At 69.3% G+C, this 17,009-nt stretch carries 12 protein-coding genes; 5 read left to right on the top strand and 7 right to left on the bottom strand.

Going from position 1 to position 17,009, the window contains the following annotated elements; all coding sequences use genetic code 11:
* Positions 1 to 59: 59 nt before the first annotated feature.
* Positions 60 to 1,343: an amidohydrolase gene (locus ACX93N_RS05995; protein ID WP_459427496.1), complete on the top strand. Its 1,284-nt coding sequence runs from the start codon at positions 60 to 62 to the stop codon at positions 1,341 to 1,343.
* Between the two features lie 10 nt (positions 1,344 to 1,353).
* Here ACX93N_RS05995 and ACX93N_RS05990 read toward each other — a convergent pair whose 3' ends face one another.
* The 4 genes from ACX93N_RS05990 to ACX93N_RS05975 all read right to left on the bottom strand — a co-directional run bounded on the left by ACX93N_RS05990 (position 1,354) and on the right by ACX93N_RS05975 (position 5,503).
* Positions 1,354 to 2,898 (bottom strand): BCCT family transporter, encoded by a 1,545-nt coding sequence (locus ACX93N_RS05990; RefSeq protein WP_459427495.1) that lies wholly within the window; start codon positions 2,896 to 2,898, stop codon positions 1,354 to 1,356.
* Between the two features lie 64 nt (positions 2,899 to 2,962).
* On the bottom strand, positions 2,963 to 3,667 hold the full coding sequence (locus ACX93N_RS05985; RefSeq protein WP_459427494.1) for a hypothetical protein: 705 nt from the start codon (positions 3,665 to 3,667) through the stop codon (positions 2,963 to 2,965).
* A 5-nt stretch (positions 3,668 to 3,672) separates the two neighbouring features.
* Complete coding sequence (gene dtd, locus ACX93N_RS05980; protein ID WP_459427493.1) at positions 3,673 to 4,110, bottom strand: D-aminoacyl-tRNA deacylase; 438 nt, start codon at positions 4,108 to 4,110, stop codon at positions 3,673 to 3,675.
* 16 nt (positions 4,111 to 4,126) lie between these two features.
* Positions 4,127 to 5,503 (bottom strand): FAD-binding oxidoreductase, encoded by a 1,377-nt coding sequence (locus tag ACX93N_RS05975; RefSeq protein ID WP_459427492.1) that lies wholly within the window; start codon positions 5,501 to 5,503, stop codon positions 4,127 to 4,129.
* Positions 5,504 to 5,736: 233 nt separating this feature from the next.
* On the opposite strand from ACX93N_RS05975, the gene ACX93N_RS05970 reads away from it, so the two are divergent.
* The 4 genes from ACX93N_RS05970 to ACX93N_RS05955 all read left to right on the top strand — a co-directional run bounded on the left by ACX93N_RS05970 (position 5,737) and on the right by ACX93N_RS05955 (position 12,087).
* Entirely contained in the window at positions 5,737 to 7,575 is a 1,839-nt protein-coding gene (locus ACX93N_RS05970; RefSeq protein ID WP_459427491.1) for an alkyl sulfatase dimerization domain-containing protein, read from the top strand.
* Positions 7,572 to 9,422: a DNA helicase RecQ gene (gene recQ / locus ACX93N_RS05965; RefSeq protein WP_459427490.1), complete on the top strand. Its 1,851-nt coding sequence runs from the start codon at positions 7,572 to 7,574 to the stop codon at positions 9,420 to 9,422. The genes ACX93N_RS05970 and recQ overlap by 4 nt, the downstream gene beginning before the upstream one ends.
* A gap of 72 nt (positions 9,423 to 9,494) precedes the next feature.
* The gene (locus ACX93N_RS05960) at positions 9,495 to 11,606 is read left to right on the top strand and encodes a TonB-dependent receptor plug domain-containing protein (RefSeq protein WP_459427489.1); all 2,112 of its coding nucleotides are present in this window, start codon (positions 9,495 to 9,497) and stop codon (positions 11,604 to 11,606) included.
* The gene (locus ACX93N_RS05955; protein ID WP_459427488.1) at positions 11,578 to 12,087 is read left to right on the top strand and encodes a TlpA family protein disulfide reductase; all 510 of its coding nucleotides are present in this window, start codon (positions 11,578 to 11,580) and stop codon (positions 12,085 to 12,087) included. Before ACX93N_RS05960 ends, ACX93N_RS05955 begins: the two co-directional genes overlap by 29 nt.
* Here the strand turns inward: ACX93N_RS05955 and ACX93N_RS05950 are convergent.
* From ACX93N_RS05950 to ACX93N_RS05940, 3 genes are read right to left on the bottom strand one after another with little or no spacing between them, the layout of a single operon-like run.
* The gene (locus ACX93N_RS05950; protein WP_459427487.1) at positions 12,084 to 12,626 is read right to left on the bottom strand and encodes a PepSY-associated TM helix domain-containing protein; all 543 of its coding nucleotides are present in this window, start codon (positions 12,624 to 12,626) and stop codon (positions 12,084 to 12,086) included. The genes ACX93N_RS05955 and ACX93N_RS05950 overlap by 4 nt on opposite strands.
* A gap of 51 nt (positions 12,627 to 12,677) precedes the next feature.
* Positions 12,678 to 15,806 carry an efflux RND transporter permease subunit gene (locus ACX93N_RS05945; protein WP_459427486.1) on the bottom strand — a complete coding sequence of 1,043 codons (3,129 nt, stop codon included), beginning with the start codon at positions 15,804 to 15,806 and terminating at the stop codon, positions 12,678 to 12,680.
* The gene (locus ACX93N_RS05940; RefSeq protein WP_459427485.1) at positions 15,806 to 16,864 is read right to left on the bottom strand and encodes an efflux RND transporter periplasmic adaptor subunit; all 1,059 of its coding nucleotides are present in this window, start codon (positions 16,862 to 16,864) and stop codon (positions 15,806 to 15,808) included. The genes ACX93N_RS05945 and ACX93N_RS05940 overlap by 1 nt, the downstream gene beginning before the upstream one ends.
* Positions 16,865 to 17,009: the final 145 nt, after the last annotated feature.

Below are 17,009 nucleotides of genomic sequence, written 5' to 3'. Positions count from 1 at the left end.
ACACTGCCATCGACCGGCGGGAGGCGTTATGCTGCTGTTTTGCCTAATCGGAGTTCGTCATGAAACCCGTCTTTACAGTGCTGCTTGCCTGCCTGCTCGGCGCCTCGGCCGCGAAGGCCGAGACCAACGCTGCCGAGCTCGACGCCAGCGTCACAGCCGTGACGCCGAAGGTGGTCGCCTGGCGCCGGGATATCCACGCACACCCGGAGCTCGGCAACCGCGAGTTCCGCACCGCCGCTCTGGTGGCGGAGCACCTGGAAAGCCTGGGCATGGAGGTGCGCACCGGCATTGCCCACACCGGCGTGGTGGGCGTCCTGCGCGGGGGCGACGGCCCGGTGGTCGCCCTGCGCGCGGACATGGACGCGCTGCCGGTCACGGAGCAGGTCGACCTGCCCTTCGCCTCGACGGTCACCACCGAGTACAACGGTGAGGAGGTCGGGGTCATGCATGCCTGCGGTCACGACAACCACGTGGCCATCCTCATGGGGGTCGCCGAAATCCTCGCCGGCCTCGGTGACGAACTGCCGGGGACGGTGCTCTTCCTGTTCCAGCCCGCCGAGGAAGGCGCGCCCGAGGGCGAGGAAGGCGGCGCGGACCTGATGCTGCGCGAGGGCGCCTTTGCCGACCCGGTCCCCGATGCCGTTTTCGGTCTGCATGTCTTCCCCATGCCCGTGGGCGTGATCGCCAGCCGGCCGGAGGGACTCATGGCGTCCTCGGACCGCTTCACGATCACCGTGAACGGCACCCAGACCCACGGCGCCATGCCCTGGATGGGTGTCGACCCGGTGGTGACCGCCAGCCAGGTTGTGCTCGGCCTGCAGACGATTCCCGCCCGGCAGCTCGATGCCACGCTCACCCCGTCGATCGTCAGCGTGGGCCGCATCGAGGGCGGCGTGCGCAACAACATCATCCCGGAAACCGTGGAGCTGGAGGGCACGATCCGTACCTTCGACGCCGACACGCGGGCCGATATCCACCGCCGCATCGAGAACACGGCAACGCACATCGCCGAGAGCGCCGGCGCGACCGCGGACGTCGCCGTGGACCTCGGCTACCCGGTCACGCGCAACGACCCGGACCTCTACCGGCGCATGGCCCCGACGCTCCAGCGCGTGGCCGGCCCCGGTTTCGTCGAGGCGCGCCCGGTGACCGGGGCGGAAGACTTCTCCTATCTCGCCGAGGCGGTGCCCGGCCTGTTCTTCTTCCTCGGCGTGGCCCCCGAGGACCCGGCGCTGGTCGCACCGAACCACTCGCCGCGCTTTTACGCGGATGAGCGGGCCCTGCCCCTGGGCGTGAAGGCCCTCACCGAACTCACCCTCGACTACCTCGCCGGCGCGCCCTGACCGGGCGAGCTCAGGGCCCCAGCTTCTCGCGCCGGGGCACGCCCGGGACCTCGCGGTCCCGGTGCAGCGAGCGCAGCAGGCCGTAGCTCGCCAGCAGCAGGAGCGCGGCCATGGCGAGCCCGGAGGTGAGCGAGGCCGTGCGCAGGGCCTGCAGCCCGCCGGCGAGCAGCAGCGTGCCCGCGACCGCCCCCTCGGACACGGCCCAGAAAACCCGCTGCGCCCGCGGCGGGTTCGGGTGCCCGCCGGAGGTGACCATGTCGTCGACCAGGGAGCCGGAGTCCGACGACGTGATGAAGAACACCACTACCAGCAGCGTCGCCAGCACACCGGTCACCGAACCACCCGGCAGCTGCGCGAGCATCGCGTGCAGCGCCATGGACGCATCGCCCTTTACCTGCTCCGCAAATGCCGTGTCGGCTACCGCGAGGTCCAGGGCCGTACCGCCGAACACGGCCAGCCACAGAAACGTCGCCGCAGTGGGCACGAGGAGAACGGTCACGGTGAACTCGCGCACCGTGCGGCCGTAGGATATCCGCGCGACGAACACGCCGACGAAGGGCGACCAGGAAATCCACCAGCTCCAGTAGAAAAGCGTCCAGTCCGCCTGCCACCCGCCGGCCCCGTCGATGTCCAGCCAGAGGCTGTTGCCGACCAGGTGCTGCAGGTAGCCGCCTACGCTCGTGGTCAGCACCTCCAGCTGGTACACCGTGGGCCCGACGAGGAAGACAAACAGCAGCATGCCGGCGGCGAGCACCATGTTCAGCTTCGACAGGCGCTGGATGCCGCCGTGGAGACCGACGACCACGGAGATCGTCGCCACCAGCGTGATCAGCGCGATGACCAGCACCTGCACCTCGGCACCCTGCGGCACGCCACTGACCTGGGCAAGCCCCGCATTGATCTGCATGGCCCCGAAGCCGAGGGAGGTGGCGACGCCGAACAGCGTCCCCACCGTGGCGAGGATGTCCACGGCGTGCCCGGCCGGCCCGTGAATCCGCTCACCGAGCAGCGGGTAGAGCAGCGAGCGCGGTGCCAGCGGCAGCCCGTGGCGGAAGTGGTAATAAGCGATGGCCAGGCCGAACACGGCATAGACCGCCCAGGGGTGCAGCCCCCAGTGGAAGAAAGTGACGCGCATGGCGTCCGCCTGGCTGTCGGCCACGCCGGGCAGCGCCGGGGGGGCGAGGAGGTGGGTCACTGGCTCCGCCACGCTCCAGAACACCAGCCCCGTGCCCATGCCGGCGCTGAACAGCATGGCAAACCAGCCGGCGTAGCCGAACTCCGGGCGGGCGTCCGGGCCACCGAGGCGAATGCGGCCGAAGGGGCCGAGCATCAGCCACAGCACCACCGCCAGCAGTACGCTGACGGTGAGCACGTAGAACCAGCCGAGGCGACCGACGATAAAGCCCTGGACCGCGGTGAACAGGCGCACGGCGGCTTCGTCGTAGAGCGCGCCGAAGAGCACGAACGCCACGACGGTGCCTGCGGAGCCAAGGAACACCGCGGGCTCCATGGCCGCCGCCATGCGCGCCAGGGGGCGAGGTAAGCGGGAACTCATCAGGGGAGTGTAGCCGGTCGCCGACGCGCCTTAAATCCACCGGCCGGCGCCCGGGAGCGCCCGCTCAGAGCCGCTCGAAATCCGCATGCTCCGAGAAGCGCAGCCGGCCGCCGCCGTCGAGGTCGCAGCTCACGGTGCGCCGGTTGATGCGGCGCACCGTGCCGAGGTAGTCACGGTCGCGGCCGCGCAGGCGGACGCGATCGCCCACGGCGAGCGCGGCCCAGGCCTGCTGCCGCGCGCTGCGCCGGGCCTGCTCCTCATCCCCGGGGTCGCGGAAGTCAAGGGGCAGCCCCGCGGTCCCGGCCCGCTCGACCAGCGCCCGGAGCAGGCGCTCGCCGTCGCCGTCCTCGTGGAGCTCACCGAGGGTCCGGTAGAGGGCGGCGTTGTGCACGCTGCCGGCCCGGCGCTGGCCGCGAGCGGCCTGCAACAGGTGGGCGAACTCGTGGAGCGCCGTGTGCGCCAGCATGTGCGGTGGCGACACGGCGCCGCCGAACCAGCCGAAGCGCGCCAGTTCGCGGCTCGTGGCCCACACCCGGGAATGCTCCCGGTCGTACTTGTCCTGCACCATGCGCCGTCCGTAGGTGATTTCCAGCCGGCCATCCGGGTAGTGGCGCAGGCAGGTCTGGCGGCCGCTGCCGACGCGGGCGCGGTAGCGGTGCCAGGGCGCCTCGCGCGCAAGGCCCGCCGCGCGCGGCGCGTACAGGAGATCGTCGGTCAGTTCGCAGAGCAGGCCCGCCAGGGCCCCGGCGCCCGCCAGCGAGAGGCTCATGGCGCTCAGGACTCGAGCAGGAAGGTGACCGGTCCGTCGTTGACCAGGCTCACCTCCATGTCGGCACCGAATTCGCCGGCCGCCACCGGGGCGTGCTTCGCGCGCAGCCAGGCGAGGCATTCGTCATACAGCGCCTCGGCCTCCGCCGGCGGCAGGGCCGGGGAAAAGCTCGGCCGCAGGCCCCGGCCCGTGTCGGCGGACAGGGTGAACTGGGACACCAGCAGCACGCCGCCACCGCTGTCGACCACGCTGCGGTTCATGCGGCCGGCGTCGTCGGCGAAGACACGGTAGCGCAGGACACGGGACAGCAGGAGCTCGGCCACCGCCAGGTCGTCGCCCCGGTCCAGGCCGAGGAATACCAGGAGGCCCGGGCCGATGCGGCCCACCTCGCGGCCCTCGACAGTGACGGCCGCCTCGGCCACGCGCTGCAGCAGCGCCTTCATCCGCCAGGCGCCCCGCTCACAGGATCTTGCCGGGGTTGAGGATGCCCCGCGGGTCCAGGGCCCCCTTCAGGCGCCGCATGAGCGCGAGCTCGACCGGCGAGCGCGAGAGCCCGAGCCAGGGTTTTTTCTCGAGGCCGATGCCGTGCTCCGCGGAGACGGACCCGCCCACTGCCTCGAGCGGCGCGTAGACCACTTGCTCCACCTTCGGCCGCAGGCGCTCGTAAGCTTCCGGCGCCACCTGCACGATCACGTGCAGGTTGCCGTCGCCGAGGTGGCCGAAGATGAACAGCCGGTGCTCACCGACGGCCGCCTCGAGCGACGCCGGCAGCGCCTGCGTGTAGGCCTCCATGGCGCCCACCGGCAGGGAGACATCGAAAATCACCGGCAGGCCGCCGTGCATCGTCTGCTCGACATCGTCGCGCAGGGCCCAGAAGGCCTGGCAATCAGCCTCCGACTGCGCCACCGCCGCATCGGCGATGAGCCCCGCCTCGAAAGCACCTTCGAGCGCGCGCTGGAAGCGGGCCTCGTCCAGTTCCCGCTCGGCGCCCTGGCTTTCGAGGAGCACGTAGTAGGGGTACGCCTGCGCCACCGGCGGCCGCCCCTTTGCCGGCGGCGAGGTCACCAGGCGGTAGAAATCCTGCCACAGCGCCTCGAAGGCCGAGAGGGAACCGCCGAGGCCGTGGTCCATGTGCTTCAGGAGGGCCACCACCTTGTCGAACTCATCGACGGCGACCAGAGCCATGGACCGGGTGGCGGGCTTTTCCCGCAGCCGCAGCACGAGGCGGGTAATGACACCGAGCGTGCCCTCGGAGCCGATGAACAGCTGCTTGAGGTCGTAGCCGGTGTTGTTCTTGATCAGGTGGTTCATGGACGAGACCACGGTACCGTCGGCGAGTACCGCCTCGAGACCCAGCACCATGTCCCGCATCATGCCGTAGCGGATCACCCGGTTGCCGCCGGCGTTGGTGGCCGCGTTGCCGCCGAGGGTGGCGGTGCCGCGGGCCCCGAGGTCCAGCGGGAACAGCAGCCCCTCCTCGTCAACCGCCTCCTCCAGCGCCTGCAGCGTCACGCCGGCCTGCACCGTGGCCGTGCGCTGCCGCGGGTCGATGGCCTCGATGGTGCGCATCCGTTCCAGGGAGAGGATCACCTGCTCCGGCCCCGCATCGGCGCCGTGCACCAGCCCCGTGAGCCCGCCCTGGGCAACCACGCTCACGCCGTGCTCATTGCACCAGGCGAGCACCCGGGCCACGTCCTCCGTGCTCCGCGGCCGCACCAGGGCCCCGGCCTCCAGGTGATCCGCCCGCCAAATCCCCGCGGAGCGCTGCACCACGGCCTCTGCCGGGAGATAACCGCCCGCATCCACCAGGTCGCGGAGTTGTTCGAACTGCGCCATACCGGGTCCATCCCTCGTCTCGACACCTCTCAAGCTAGCAGATTCCGGGGCGAGTGAGCAGTTACTCCGCGTTTCCGCGGGAACGTCGTTTGTCAACGTTGATGAGTGCCGACAGTGCGCATCACGGGGCTGGATCAACACGCTCTGAAACACCGTCATTGGCCAACCATGACGGTGGCGCCGCCCCCCCACTGCGGTACCATGCGGAGCGCGCCGGCCCGAGGACCCCAGCCATGAAACGACTGCTCACCACCTTGGCCCTGGCCGTCCTGCTCGCGGCCTGCGGCCAGTCCGGGGACCCGGTCGGCGACGCGCCTGAAGACCCCGCTGCCGATAACACCCCCTTCGAGCTGGACCGGTCCCTGCTTGCGGTGGAGCGCAGCTTCCCGGACTACTTCCTGGCCCACAAGGAGTACTTCACCCCGCACGTCAGCCGGGTTGGCGAGACCCCCGTGTGGCTGCTGCGCAACCTCGGCGGCTGGGCCGCGAACAGCATCGTCATCGAGGGCCCGGAGGGGCTGGTGGTCTACGACACCGGGGTGAACCGGGCCCACGGCCGGCTGCTCGCGAAGGCCATCGCCAGCGTGAGCGACAAGCCGATCGCCGCCATCGTCTACTCGCACCATCACGTGGACCACGTCTCGGGCACGGACCAGCTGGTGGACCCGGCCCGGGTAGCGAGCGGCGAGCTGCCGGTGTACGCATGGCACAACTTCATCGACGAGTACCGCGACGAGAACGAGGTGGTGGGCCCGATCATGGGTCTGCGCGCCATGTACATGTTCGGCGCCGCACTCCCCCCCGAGGAGAACGTGCACCAGGGGTGCTGCGGCCGCCAGTTCGTCGGCGGCAGCCGCGGCTACCTGCCGCCGAACCGGCTGGTCGAGGCCGATGGACGCTTCAGCGCCGGCGGCGTCGACTTCGAGCTGTTCCACACCGGCGGCGAAGCGGCCAGCGAGATCGGCCTGTACCTGCCGGCGCACCGCGTGGTCCTGCTCGGCGATGAGCTGTACCCGGCGCTCGCCAACCTGTACACGATCCGCGGCGCCAAGTTCCGCGATGCGCGGAAGTGGGCCGCCGCCGGCCGGCGGGCCCTGGAGTTCGACGTGGAGTACCTGCTCGGCACGCACCTGCCCGGGCCCATCGTCGGCCGGGAGGCCATTGCGTCTGTCGTGGAGACCCACGGCGACGCCATTCTCTACCTGCACGACCAGGCCGTGCGCTTCATGCTCAAGGGCGAAACGCCGGACCAGCTGAGCGCGCGCTTCCAGGCGCTGCCGCCCTTCCTCGACCGCGACCCCTACACCCGCGCCATGTACGGCACGCCGCAGTACAACGCGGCCCAGCAGTTCGTCGGCTACCTCGGCGTGCACGAAGGCGATGCGACCCAGTTCCGGCGCACGGCGCCCGCGGAGCGCGGCAAACGGCTGGTCGCCCTGATGGGCGGGCGCGACCGGGTCCTGCGCAAGGCCCAGGAAGCGCTCGCCGACGGCGACCCGCAGTGGTGCGCCGAGCTCACCACCCTGGCCCTGCGCCGGGACCCGGCCGACGAGGAAGCGCGGCTGCTCAAGGCCGCCGCCCTGCGCACCCTGGGCTACGCCGAGACCAACCCGCAGTGGCGCAACTGGTACCTCACCGGGGCAGGCGAGCTCGATGGCAGTATCGACCCGCAGGATCTCGCCGAAACCATCCGCGACATCGCCCGCGGCAGTGACCTCTCCATCCCCGTGCTCCTCGATGCCATGCGCTACCGGGTGGCCGCCAAGCGCATCGGCGACCGGCGCCTGCAGGTCGCCTTCGTGCTCGCCGACCGTGATGCGGCCTGGCTGCTGACCCTGCGCAACGCCGTCCTGCACCGCGACGATTCGCCCTCCGCAGCGGCGCTGGCACGCGCCGATGCCACGCTCACGCTGGCGTCCGATACGCTGAAGAAAGTACTCCTCGGCGAGGCGGACCTGCGCTGGGCCCTGCTCACCGGGGGCGCCGAGCTCAGCGGTGATCCCGACGCCCTGCGCGACTTCTTCGGTGCCCTTGAGAGGGGCATACCGGCAGTGGCCTTCCACAGCCAGTGAGTACCGCCCGGGACACCCTGCAGGCGGTCTTCGGCTATGACAGCTTCCGCCCGCCCCAGGAAGAGATCGTCGGGACGCTGCTGGCCGGCGACGACGCGCTGGTCATCATGCCGACCGGGGGCGGCAAATCGCTCTGCTACCAGCTGCCGGCGCTGGTGCGCCCGGGCTGCGGGGTCGTAGTCTCGCCGCTCATCGCCCTCATGCAGGACCAGGTCGACGGCCTGCGCGAGCTGGGCGTGCGCGCCGCCTACCTGAACTCCAGCCTCGATCCGGCAGGTGCCGCGGCGGTGGAGCGGGCGCTACGCGACGGGGAGCTGGACCTCCTCTACGTGGCCCCGGAGCGTCTGCTGCAGCCGCGGACCCAGGCGCTGCTGGACGAGGCAGCCATCGCCCTCTTCGCCATCGACGAAGCACACTGCGTGTCCCAGTGGGGCCACGACTTCCGCGCCGACTACCTGGAGCTCAGCATCCTGGCCGAGCGCTTCCCGGGCGTGCCGCGCATCGCCCTCACTGCCACCGCCGATGACCGCACCCGCGCTGAAATCGCCCGCCGCCTGGGCCTCGAGGACGCCCGCCCGTTCATCGCCAGCTTCGACCGCCCCAACATCCGCTACCGCATCGCCCTCAAGGACAACCCGCGGCAGCAGCTGCTGCGCTTCCTCCGCGACGAACACCCGCAGGACGCAGGCATTGTCTACTGCCTGTCCCGGCGCAAGGTGGACGAGACCGCACGGTGGCTGCGCCAGCAGGGCTTCGACGCCCTGCCCTACCACGCCGGCCTCGACAGCGCCGAACGCGCTGCCAACCAGGCCCGCTTCCTCCGCGAGGAGGGGCTGGTGATGGTCGCCACCATCGCCTTCGGCATGGGTATCGACAAGCCGGACGTGCGCTTCGTCGCGCACCTGGACCTGCCGAAGACGGTGGAGGCCTACTACCAGGAGACCGGCCGCGCCGGCCGCGACGGGCTGCCGGCCGACGCCTGGCTGGTCTACGGCCTGCAGGACGTGATGAAGCTGCGCCAGATGATGGATACGTCCCAGGGCAGCGAGGCACACAAGCGCGCCGAGCAGCAGCGCCTGAACGCCATGCTCGGCCTGTGCGAGATCACCGGCTGCCGGCGCCAGGCGCTGCTCGCCTACTTCGGCGAGGAGCTCCCTGAGCCCTGCGGCAACTGCGACACCTGCCTGGAACCGGTAGACACCTGGGACGGCACCGAGGCGGCGCGCATGGCCCTGTCGGCGGTGTACCGGACCGGGCAGCGCTTCGGCGTCGGCCACCTGGTGGACGTGCTCCGGGGCGTCGACAGCGACAAGGTGCGGCAGTTCGCCCACGACAACCTGCCCACTTTCGGCGTCGGCAGCGCCCTGGACGTGAACCAGTGGCGCAGCGTGTTCCGGCAGCTGGTCGCCAGCGCCTACCTCGCGGTGGACCTCGAACGCTACGGCGCCCTGCGCCTGCGCGAGAAGGCGCGGCCGCTGCTGAAGGGGGAAGAGACCCTGCCCCTGCGCAAGGACAACCGCGGCAGGGGCGCCGCCCGACGCAGCCCGGCACGCACGGCGACAGCGCTGGCAGCGGACGTCGACCCGGCGCTCTGGGAGGCGCTCCGCGCCTGTCGCACGGAACTGGCAAAGGCGCAGGGCGTGCCGCCCTACATGATCTTCCACGACCGGACGCTGCAGGCGCTGTGCCTCGAGCAGCCGCAGGACCTGGAGGCCTTCGGGGCGATCAGCGGTGTGGGTGAGCGCAAGCGCGAGGCTTACGGGCCGGCTTTTCTGGCCGTCATCGCGGAGCACGCTGGCGCCGAGGCGGCATACTCACACAACTCATACAAATACGAACGATTTTGATTTGCATCATGGTATCCTCACGGAGTGTGCGGGAATATCTCGCTGTCACGCTCTTCACTCGAGGTAAAGCCCATGAAACGAACGCTGCTCTCCCTGGCCGTCAGCGCACTGGCATTCACTGCGGCCGCTGCTACCGCGGACGCACCGCAAGCTGTCCTCGAGGAGGTGACCGTAACCGGCGTGCGCGAGCGTCTCTACGAAGCCGGCATGCTCAAGGACGTGATCCAGAAAACCGAGGTCGTCTCCGCGATCAACATGGAAAAGCGCAACGCCATGATCCTGACGGAGGCCATCGCCTACTCGCCCGGGGTCCGGGTCAACAACGAGTGCTCCATGTGCGGCGTCAAGCGGGTCATGCTCAACGGCCTGCGCGGTGAGCACACCACGGTGCTTACCGACGGCATCCCCACGCATACCATGATGTCCGGCTTCTACGGCCTGGATGCCGCGGCCGCTGCCGGGTTGTCGCGGGTCGAGGTCGCCCGGGGCAGCGGCGCCTCGCTGATCGCGCCGGAAGCCATCGGCGGCTCCCTCAACCTCGTTACGCGCGAGGCGACCGGCAACGACCTCGACCTCGACATCGCCGGCGGTGAGCTTGGCTACCGCAAGGCCAGCGCCGTGGCCACGGGCATCACCGACCGCGAAGCGACCCGCGTCACCCTCAGCGGCCAGCTGCTGGAGCGGGAGCAGTACGACGGCGACGACAACGGCGTCAGCGAAAGCCCGGAGACCACGCACCAGTCGCTCACCGCCTACCTGTCGCAGGATTTCGGCGACAGCGACAACCTGCGAGTGCGCGTGAGCCGGGTCGCCTCGGAGATTTTCGGCGGCCCGCACAAGGGCGCTATCGACACGGTGCTCGCCGACTACCTGGCCGACCCGGACTTCGCGTCGGAGCAGCTGTTCGCGGGCGGCGACGTCCGCAACCGCTATATCGGCCGTCCCTGGGAAACCACCGAGTGGATCGACACGACCCGCACAGAACTCTACGCCAGCTGGCTGCACGAGTTCGGCCCCGAACTGAACGTCACCCTCACCGGGTCCTGGAACGAACACGAGCAGGACTCCTTTTACGAGGGCTTCATCTACAACGCCGAGGACGAGATGCGCTTCGTCGACGCCCGTGCCCACTGGGCGCTCTCGGACGCGCACCTGCTCACCTTCGGCACCGACGCGAGGCTCGAGGAGCTGCGTTCGGAGACCAACAGCACGAGCCCCGACTTCGAGTCCGACAGCTTCGACTACGATGTCTACGGCCTCTACCTGCAGGACACCTGGAACGTAAACGACCGGCTGGAGATCGCCGCCGCCCTTCGCTACGACAGCGTGCAGGCGGATTTCGTCGACCCGGCCAAGCCGGGCACGGAAATCAATGACGACATCCTCGCGCCGCGCCTCGACCTTCGCTACACGCACGACATGCACTGGACCTCGCGGCTCTCCGCTGGCCGTGGTTTCCGTGCGCCGCTGTCCTTCTTCGAGAGCGACCACGGCATCCTCGACGCCGAGGTCGGCTTCTTCATCGACATCGACGAGCTCGAGCGTTCCAACTCCGCGAGTTACACGCTCAGTTTCGAGGGTGAGCGCCTGTCAGCGAGCGGCGGCCTCGCCTGGACGCAGGTGGAGAACCTGGCGGCGCTGGATGAGACGGAGGCCGGCGTGCCCGTGCTCACACAGCTCGATGACGACGCCGAAGTGCTGGTCGCAGACGTCGCCCTGACCTGGCGCGTCGACCACCGCCTGAGCCTCGCCGCCACCCTGGAGACCGTCGACTACGACGCGGCCTTCAAGGCGGCCTTCGGCGTGGTGCCGGTGGAGGAGCGGCTGACGCTGACCGCCGACTGGGAGGCCGCCGGCTGGGATGTTTTCGCCAGCGCCACCTGGGTCGGGGAGCGCGACCTCGCTGCCTACGGCACCCCGCGGAGACCCACCTTTGACGCCGCCGGCACGCTGCCCATGGACACCGACGCCGAGGCCTTCTGGACCGTGGACCTGCGCATCGCGCGCGAGATCGGCGAGCGCTGGCAGGTCTATGCCGGCGCCAGCAACCTGCTGGGCTATACCCAGGCAGAGGACGCGCAGACGCCCCTGTTCTACGACGGCGGGGCCTTCGATGTCGCCTACATCTTCGGGCCGCTGCGCGGCCGGGAAGCCTATGCGGGCATCAAGTACAGCTTCCGCTAGGCGCGGGCGGGCAGGCGCCGGTTGCCTGCTGGCGCTCTGCCTGCTCGCCGCCGCGGCGACGCCGGCCGCGGGGCTTTACGACCTCTCCCTGGAACGTCTGGAGGCACGAGGCGCACTGGCACTCGAAGACTATCGCGGGCATGTGCTGTTGCTCAGTTTCTTCGAGCCGGAGTGCGCGTGGTGCTACCGCCAGCTCAGGACACTGGAACGGCTGCAGGCGCGCTGCGGCCAGGGCCTGCAGCCGATTGCCGTGGGAATCAATGGGCGCAACGACGCCCTGCGCCGTGAGCTGCGTCGCGCCCAGGTGACCTTTCCCGGCACGCGGGCGAGCGCGGCGCTGCTGGCGCTGACAGGCGAGGTGCCGGCCACGCCCTGGACCCTGGTGATGACCCCCGGTGGGGAACTCGCCGCCACCCTTCGGGGCTTTGTCCGCGAAGCGCCGCTCGCCGCGGCTTTCCCGGAGCTTTGTCCGCAGTCCTAGACCAGCACCAGCACCAGGAACAGCGCGAGCCCCGCGCCGAAGGAGATCGTGGTGTTACGCACCAGCCGCGGCGCGGTCAGCCCCAGCCAGAGGCCGCTAAGGATGATGAACACCATGCCGAGGGCGAAGACCTTCTGGAAGGTCTTGAAGACCGTCGGGCCGTGGCCCTTGTGCAGCTCGATCATGCGCGCCTGCAGGTCCGGCTCGCGTTTCACGATGTCCACCGCGGGCCCCGTCGCATCGACGAGGTAGTGGGTGCGGGAAGTCGGCCGCGTATAGGCCCGCTTGCCGCTCTGGCGCACGTAATCGAAGTCGAAACCCTCCACGCCGGCGTCCGCGAGCAGTGCCTGCATGTCGGCCTTGCTCAGGGTCTCCAGCGGTCCGCGGCCGGCCTTCGGCAGCGACGCCACCACCGTCTCGGCCATCTCCCCCTTCACGCCCACGAGGTACAGCCCGCCGCTGATGGCGACGAGGAGCACCGCGGCAGCAAAGAAGGACGACAGGTACAGGTGAATGGTAATGAAAAGGCGTCGATTCATGGCGAGGTCTCCGGAAAAGGCGCGGCCATCATAGCCGATGGCGGCGCGACATCAATCCTGCCTTTGACGGGCGGGCCCCGGTAGAGCGCCGCCGGCACCGCCGGCCGGCTCCGCGCCGGCGGCGGCAGGTTCCGGCGCGAGCCTGGAGGCCAGCACCCGGTAGGCCGCCGGCACCACGAACAGGGACAGGAAAGAGCCCACCAGCATACCGCCGATGACCGCCAGGCCCAGCGGGATACGGCTCTGGGCGCCGGCACCGATGGCCAGGGCGATGGGCAGCGTGCCGAGGACCGTGGACATGGTGGTCATCAGGATCGGCCGGAAGCGGGCCGCGGCCGCGTCCTCCACCGCCTCGGCAATGGACAGTCCCGCGGCACGGCGCTGGTTGGCGAACTCGACGATGAGGATCCCGTTCTTGGTCACCAGGCCGATGAGCATGATCAGGCCGATCTGCGAAAAGATGTTGAGGGTCTGGCCGAAATACCACAGGGCCATGAGCCCGCCGGTGAGCGCCATGGGCACCGTGAGCATGATGGCGAGCGGGTCGCGAAAGCTCTCGAACTGGGCGGCAAGCACCAGGTAGATAAGCAGGAGGGCAAGGCCGAAAACGAACAGCAGGCTGCTCCCGGTTTCCACGAGTTCCCGGGACTGGCCATCGAGGTCGGTGCTGAAGCTGTCATCGAGCACGTTCTGCCCGACCTCGCGCATGGCCTGGACGCCATCCCCCAGGGTGTACCCGGGTGCCAGGTTTGCGGAGAAGGTCGCGGCCGTGAAGCGGTTGAAGCGGTAGAGCACGGGCGCAGAGCTCTGCTCCCTGCGGGTGACGAGGTTATCAACCGGGATAAGCGTGCCGTCCGCGCCGCGAACCAGCAGGCGGGAGAGGTCACCGGGGTCGTTGCGGGCCTCGCGCAGCATCTGGCCGATGATCTCGTACTGCTCGCCATCCTTGAGGAAATAGCCATAGCGCTGCCCGGAGAGCGAGGCCTGCACCACATCGGCGATTTCCCGGGCGCTGACCCCGATGGCGTCGCTGCGGGTTCGGTCGATTTCCAGCACCAGCTCCGGCTGGTTGAACTTGAGGTCCACCTGCACGAAGCTGAACTCCGGCCGCGAGCGGGCCTCGTCCAGGAAGCGGGGGATCACCTCGCGGACCTTCTCCAGGTCCGAGTTTTGCACCACGAACTGCACGGGCAGGCCGCGGCCACCGGTGTTGATGGTGGCCGGCTGGCGCACGAAGGTGCGCACACTGCTGACCTCCGACAAGCCCTTCTCGAGCCTGGGCACGATTTCCTGCTGCGACAGCTCCCGCTCGTCGGCGTCCTTGAGGATTACCCGGGAGAAACCCGTATTGGTCGTCGTCGATGCACCGAAGCCCGGGGAGGTCACGGTGATGGTCGCCTCCAGCGCGTCTCCGATGGCATTGCGTACCGCCTGGTCTACCTCGTTCATGGCGTCGAACATGTAGTCAAAGCCCGCGCCCTGCGGCCCATCGGCATTGAGGACGAGCAGGCCCCGGTCCTCCAGGGGCGCGAGCTCCTCCGGCAGCGCGCGGTAGAGCACGGTGATGAGGGCAACGCAGGCGAGAATGACCAGCGGCGCCAGCCAGCGCCGGGCGAGAAAGCCATGCAGGGCGCTGCGGTAGCGCTCCGCCATGCCCTCGAACAGCGGCTCCGTGGCGCGGTAGAAGGCGGGGTGCTGCGCGCGGTTCTTGAGCAGCCGGCTGCAGAGCATGGGCGCCAGGGTCAGGGCGACAAAGGAGGAAATCACCACCGCCGCGGCCAGCGTCACGCCGAATTCCCGGAACAGCACGCCGGTCAGGCCGCCGAGGAAAATCAGCGGGGCGAACACGGCCACCAGCGCGAGCGTGGTAGCGATGATGGCGAAGAAAATCTCCTTGACGCCGGCAAAGCCCGCCTCCCGTGGCGCCTCGCCGCGCTCGACACGCTTGTAGATGTTCTCCACGACGACGATCGCGTCGTCCACCACGAGGCCGATGGCCAGCACCAGGCCGAGGAGCGTCAGCACGTTGATGGAGAAACCGGCGAGGTAGAGCACGAAGAACGTACCGGTCAGGGCGATGGGAATGGTCACCAGCGGGATCAGGGTCGTCCGCCACTCACGCAGGAACAGGTAAATGGTGATGCAGACGAGCAGCAACGCCACGAAGAGCGTCTGGATGACTTCCTGGATCGACGCGCGGATGAAGCGGCTCATGTCGAAACCGATCGCCGTTTTCACATCCGGCGGCAGGTCGCGCTTGATGATCGCCAGCCGGCGGTAGAACTCGTCGGCGATGGCGATCTCGTTGGCGCCGCTCTGCGGCCGGAGCACTACCCCGACCATGGTCACGCCATCGCGGCGCAACAGCGTCCGTTCGTTGAGCGGCGCCAGCTCGGCGTAGCCCACGTCACGAAAGCGCACCACGTTGTCGCCGTCGCGCTTGATGACGCGGTCGTTGAACTCCCGCGGGTCATCGCCGAGGCGGCTCAGTGTGCGGATGTTGAGGTCGATACTGTCGCCCTCTACCCGGCCCGTGGGCAGCTCGACGTTGGCAGCGCGGAAGGCCTCACGGACATCAATGGCCGTGAGACCATGAGCGGCCAGGGCGTTGGCATCCATGCGCAGGCGCATGGAGTATTCCTTGTCTCCCCAGATATCGACCCTGCCGACACCATCGATGGTCTCGAAGCGGGCCTTGAACAGGTTGTCTGCGAGGGCGGAGAGTTCGAGAAGGCTGCGCTGTTCACTGCTGATGTTAAGGAAGACGATGGGGTCGCCCTCCGCGTCGGCCTTTTCCACCGTCGGCGCTTCGGCGTCGTCGGGCAGGCGGCGCATGGCGGCAGCGACACGGTCGCGTACATCGTTGGCAGCACGGTCGAGATCGTCGCCGAGTTCGAACTCCACGGTGACGGTGCTGCGCCCCTCCCGGCTGACCGCCGTCATGGTGCGGATGCCGGAAACCGAGTTGATCTCCTCCTCGAGCGGCTCGGTGATCTGGTTTTCGATCACCGTCGCGTTGGCACCCGGGTAGCTCGCCTGGACGCTGACAATCGGCCGCTCGGCAAGGGGGAATTCGCGCACCGGCAGCTCGCGCAGGCCAATGAAGCCGAAAACGACGATGACGGTCGACAGCACGATCGCCAGCACGGGGCGCTGGATAGACAGCTCGTGGAGGCGCATCAGCCGACGCCCGGGATATTGCGGACGTCGACCGCCTGGCCGTCGCGGACGCTCTGGATACCGGAGGTGATGATCTCGTCACCGGGCTTCAGGCCGCGCAGGATCTCCACCTGCGCCGCACTCCGCTCCCCGGTCTCGACGGTCCGGCGCACCGCCCGGCCGTCCTCCACGGTAAACACACTGATGGCCTCGAGGCTCTGCAACACGGCGACACTCGGCACCAGCAGCGCATCGGGATTGCGGCTGATGAGTTCGACCCGCGCGTAGTTTCCCGGCAGCAGCTTGCGCTGCGGGTTGGCGACGTCGGCGCGCACCGTGAGCGTGCGCGTGGCCAGGTCAACGCGGGGGCTGATGGCCCGCACCCGGGCCGTGAACGGGTCCTCGTAGCCGGCCACGTAGAGGGAGAGCTTCGTGTCCGGGTTGACCAGCGCCCGGTAGCGCTCCGGCACACTGAAGTCGACCTTCAGGTCGGAGACCGTCTGCAGCGTCGTAATCAGCGTGTCCGCCTCGATCAGGTCCCCGGGGCTGACCCGGCGCAGGCCGAGGGTGCCGGCGAAGGGCGCGATAATGCGCGTCTTCTCCAGGCGCACCCGCAGGCGGCGCGCTTCCGCGCGCAGCACCTCGCGCTGACTGACGGCGTCGTCGCGCTCGCTCGCCGTCACCGAACCGCGCTCGAAGAGGCTCTGCAGCCGCTCCGCGTTGGTCTCGGCCAGGACGAGCTGCTCGCGCACAGATTCGAGTTCCGCCGCCAGCTCGCCCGACTCGATGGTGACGATGAGGTCGCCCGCGGCTACCTGCTGGCCGTCGGTGAAGGCGATACGGTCGATCTTGCCGCGCAGCTCGCTCTTGAGGTCTATGGCCTTGTCGGCCAGCAGCGTGCCGTTGAAGGTCAGCGTGCTCTCGAACGGCCGGGGCTCCAGGCGTACCGTGCGCACGGCGGGCGCAGCCTTCGAGGCGGCGGGTGAGGCGGCTTCTTCGTGCAGTAACGGTGCCACCCTGGGCCAGGCGATGACGCCGATGAGCGCGAGGCCGGCGAAGCCTGCAAGGATCTTCTTCATGGTCTCCTTTGTTCCGCGCACCCACCGGGGCGCGCCTCCACTGTAGGCCGCAAGGCAACCGGGAATAGGGAAGACCGCGGCGAGCCTTGCGGGTTCACTCGCCGCGGTCATTAACGATTATTAGCGTGCGCCTATGATACCGCTT

This window comes from Pseudohaliea sp. (assembly GCF_054552115.1).
Note: the sequence above shows the minus strand (reverse complement) of the source record. Positions and strands in the feature narration are given on the sequence as shown.

What these genes read in the sequence shown, in the direction of transcription:
- ACX93N_RS05995 (WP_459427496.1), top strand. Translation starts at nt 60, where the DNA reads ATGAAACCCGTCTTTACAGTGCTGCTTGCCTGCCTGCTCGGCGCCTCG.
- ACX93N_RS05990 (WP_459427495.1), bottom strand. Translation starts at nt 2,898, where the DNA reads ATGAGTTCCCGCTTACCTCGCCCCCTGGCGCGCATGGCGGCGGCCATG.
- ACX93N_RS05985 (WP_459427494.1), bottom strand. Translation starts at nt 3,667, where the DNA reads ATGAGCCTCTCGCTGGCGGGCGCCGGGGCCCTGGCGGGCCTGCTCTGC.
- dtd (WP_459427493.1), bottom strand. Translation starts at nt 4,110, where the DNA reads ATGAAGGCGCTGCTGCAGCGCGTGGCCGAGGCGGCCGTCACTGTCGAG.
- ACX93N_RS05975 (WP_459427492.1), bottom strand. Translation starts at nt 5,503, where the DNA reads ATGGCGCAGTTCGAACAACTCCGCGACCTGGTGGATGCGGGCGGTTAT.
- ACX93N_RS05970 (WP_459427491.1), top strand. Translation starts at nt 5,737, where the DNA reads ATGAAACGACTGCTCACCACCTTGGCCCTGGCCGTCCTGCTCGCGGCC.
- ACX93N_RS05960 (WP_459427489.1), top strand. Translation starts at nt 9,495, where the DNA reads ATGAAACGAACGCTGCTCTCCCTGGCCGTCAGCGCACTGGCATTCACT.
- ACX93N_RS05955 (WP_459427488.1), top strand. Translation starts at nt 11,578, where the DNA reads ATGCGGGCATCAAGTACAGCTTCCGCTAGGCGCGGGCGGGCAGGCGCC.
- ACX93N_RS05950 (WP_459427487.1), bottom strand. Translation starts at nt 12,626, where the DNA reads ATGAATCGACGCCTTTTCATTACCATTCACCTGTACCTGTCGTCCTTC.
- ACX93N_RS05945 (WP_459427486.1), bottom strand. Translation starts at nt 15,806, where the DNA reads ATGCGCCTCCACGAGCTGTCTATCCAGCGCCCCGTGCTGGCGATCGTG.
- ACX93N_RS05940 (WP_459427485.1), bottom strand. Translation starts at nt 16,864, where the DNA reads ATGAAGAAGATCCTTGCAGGCTTCGCCGGCCTCGCGCTCATCGGCGTC.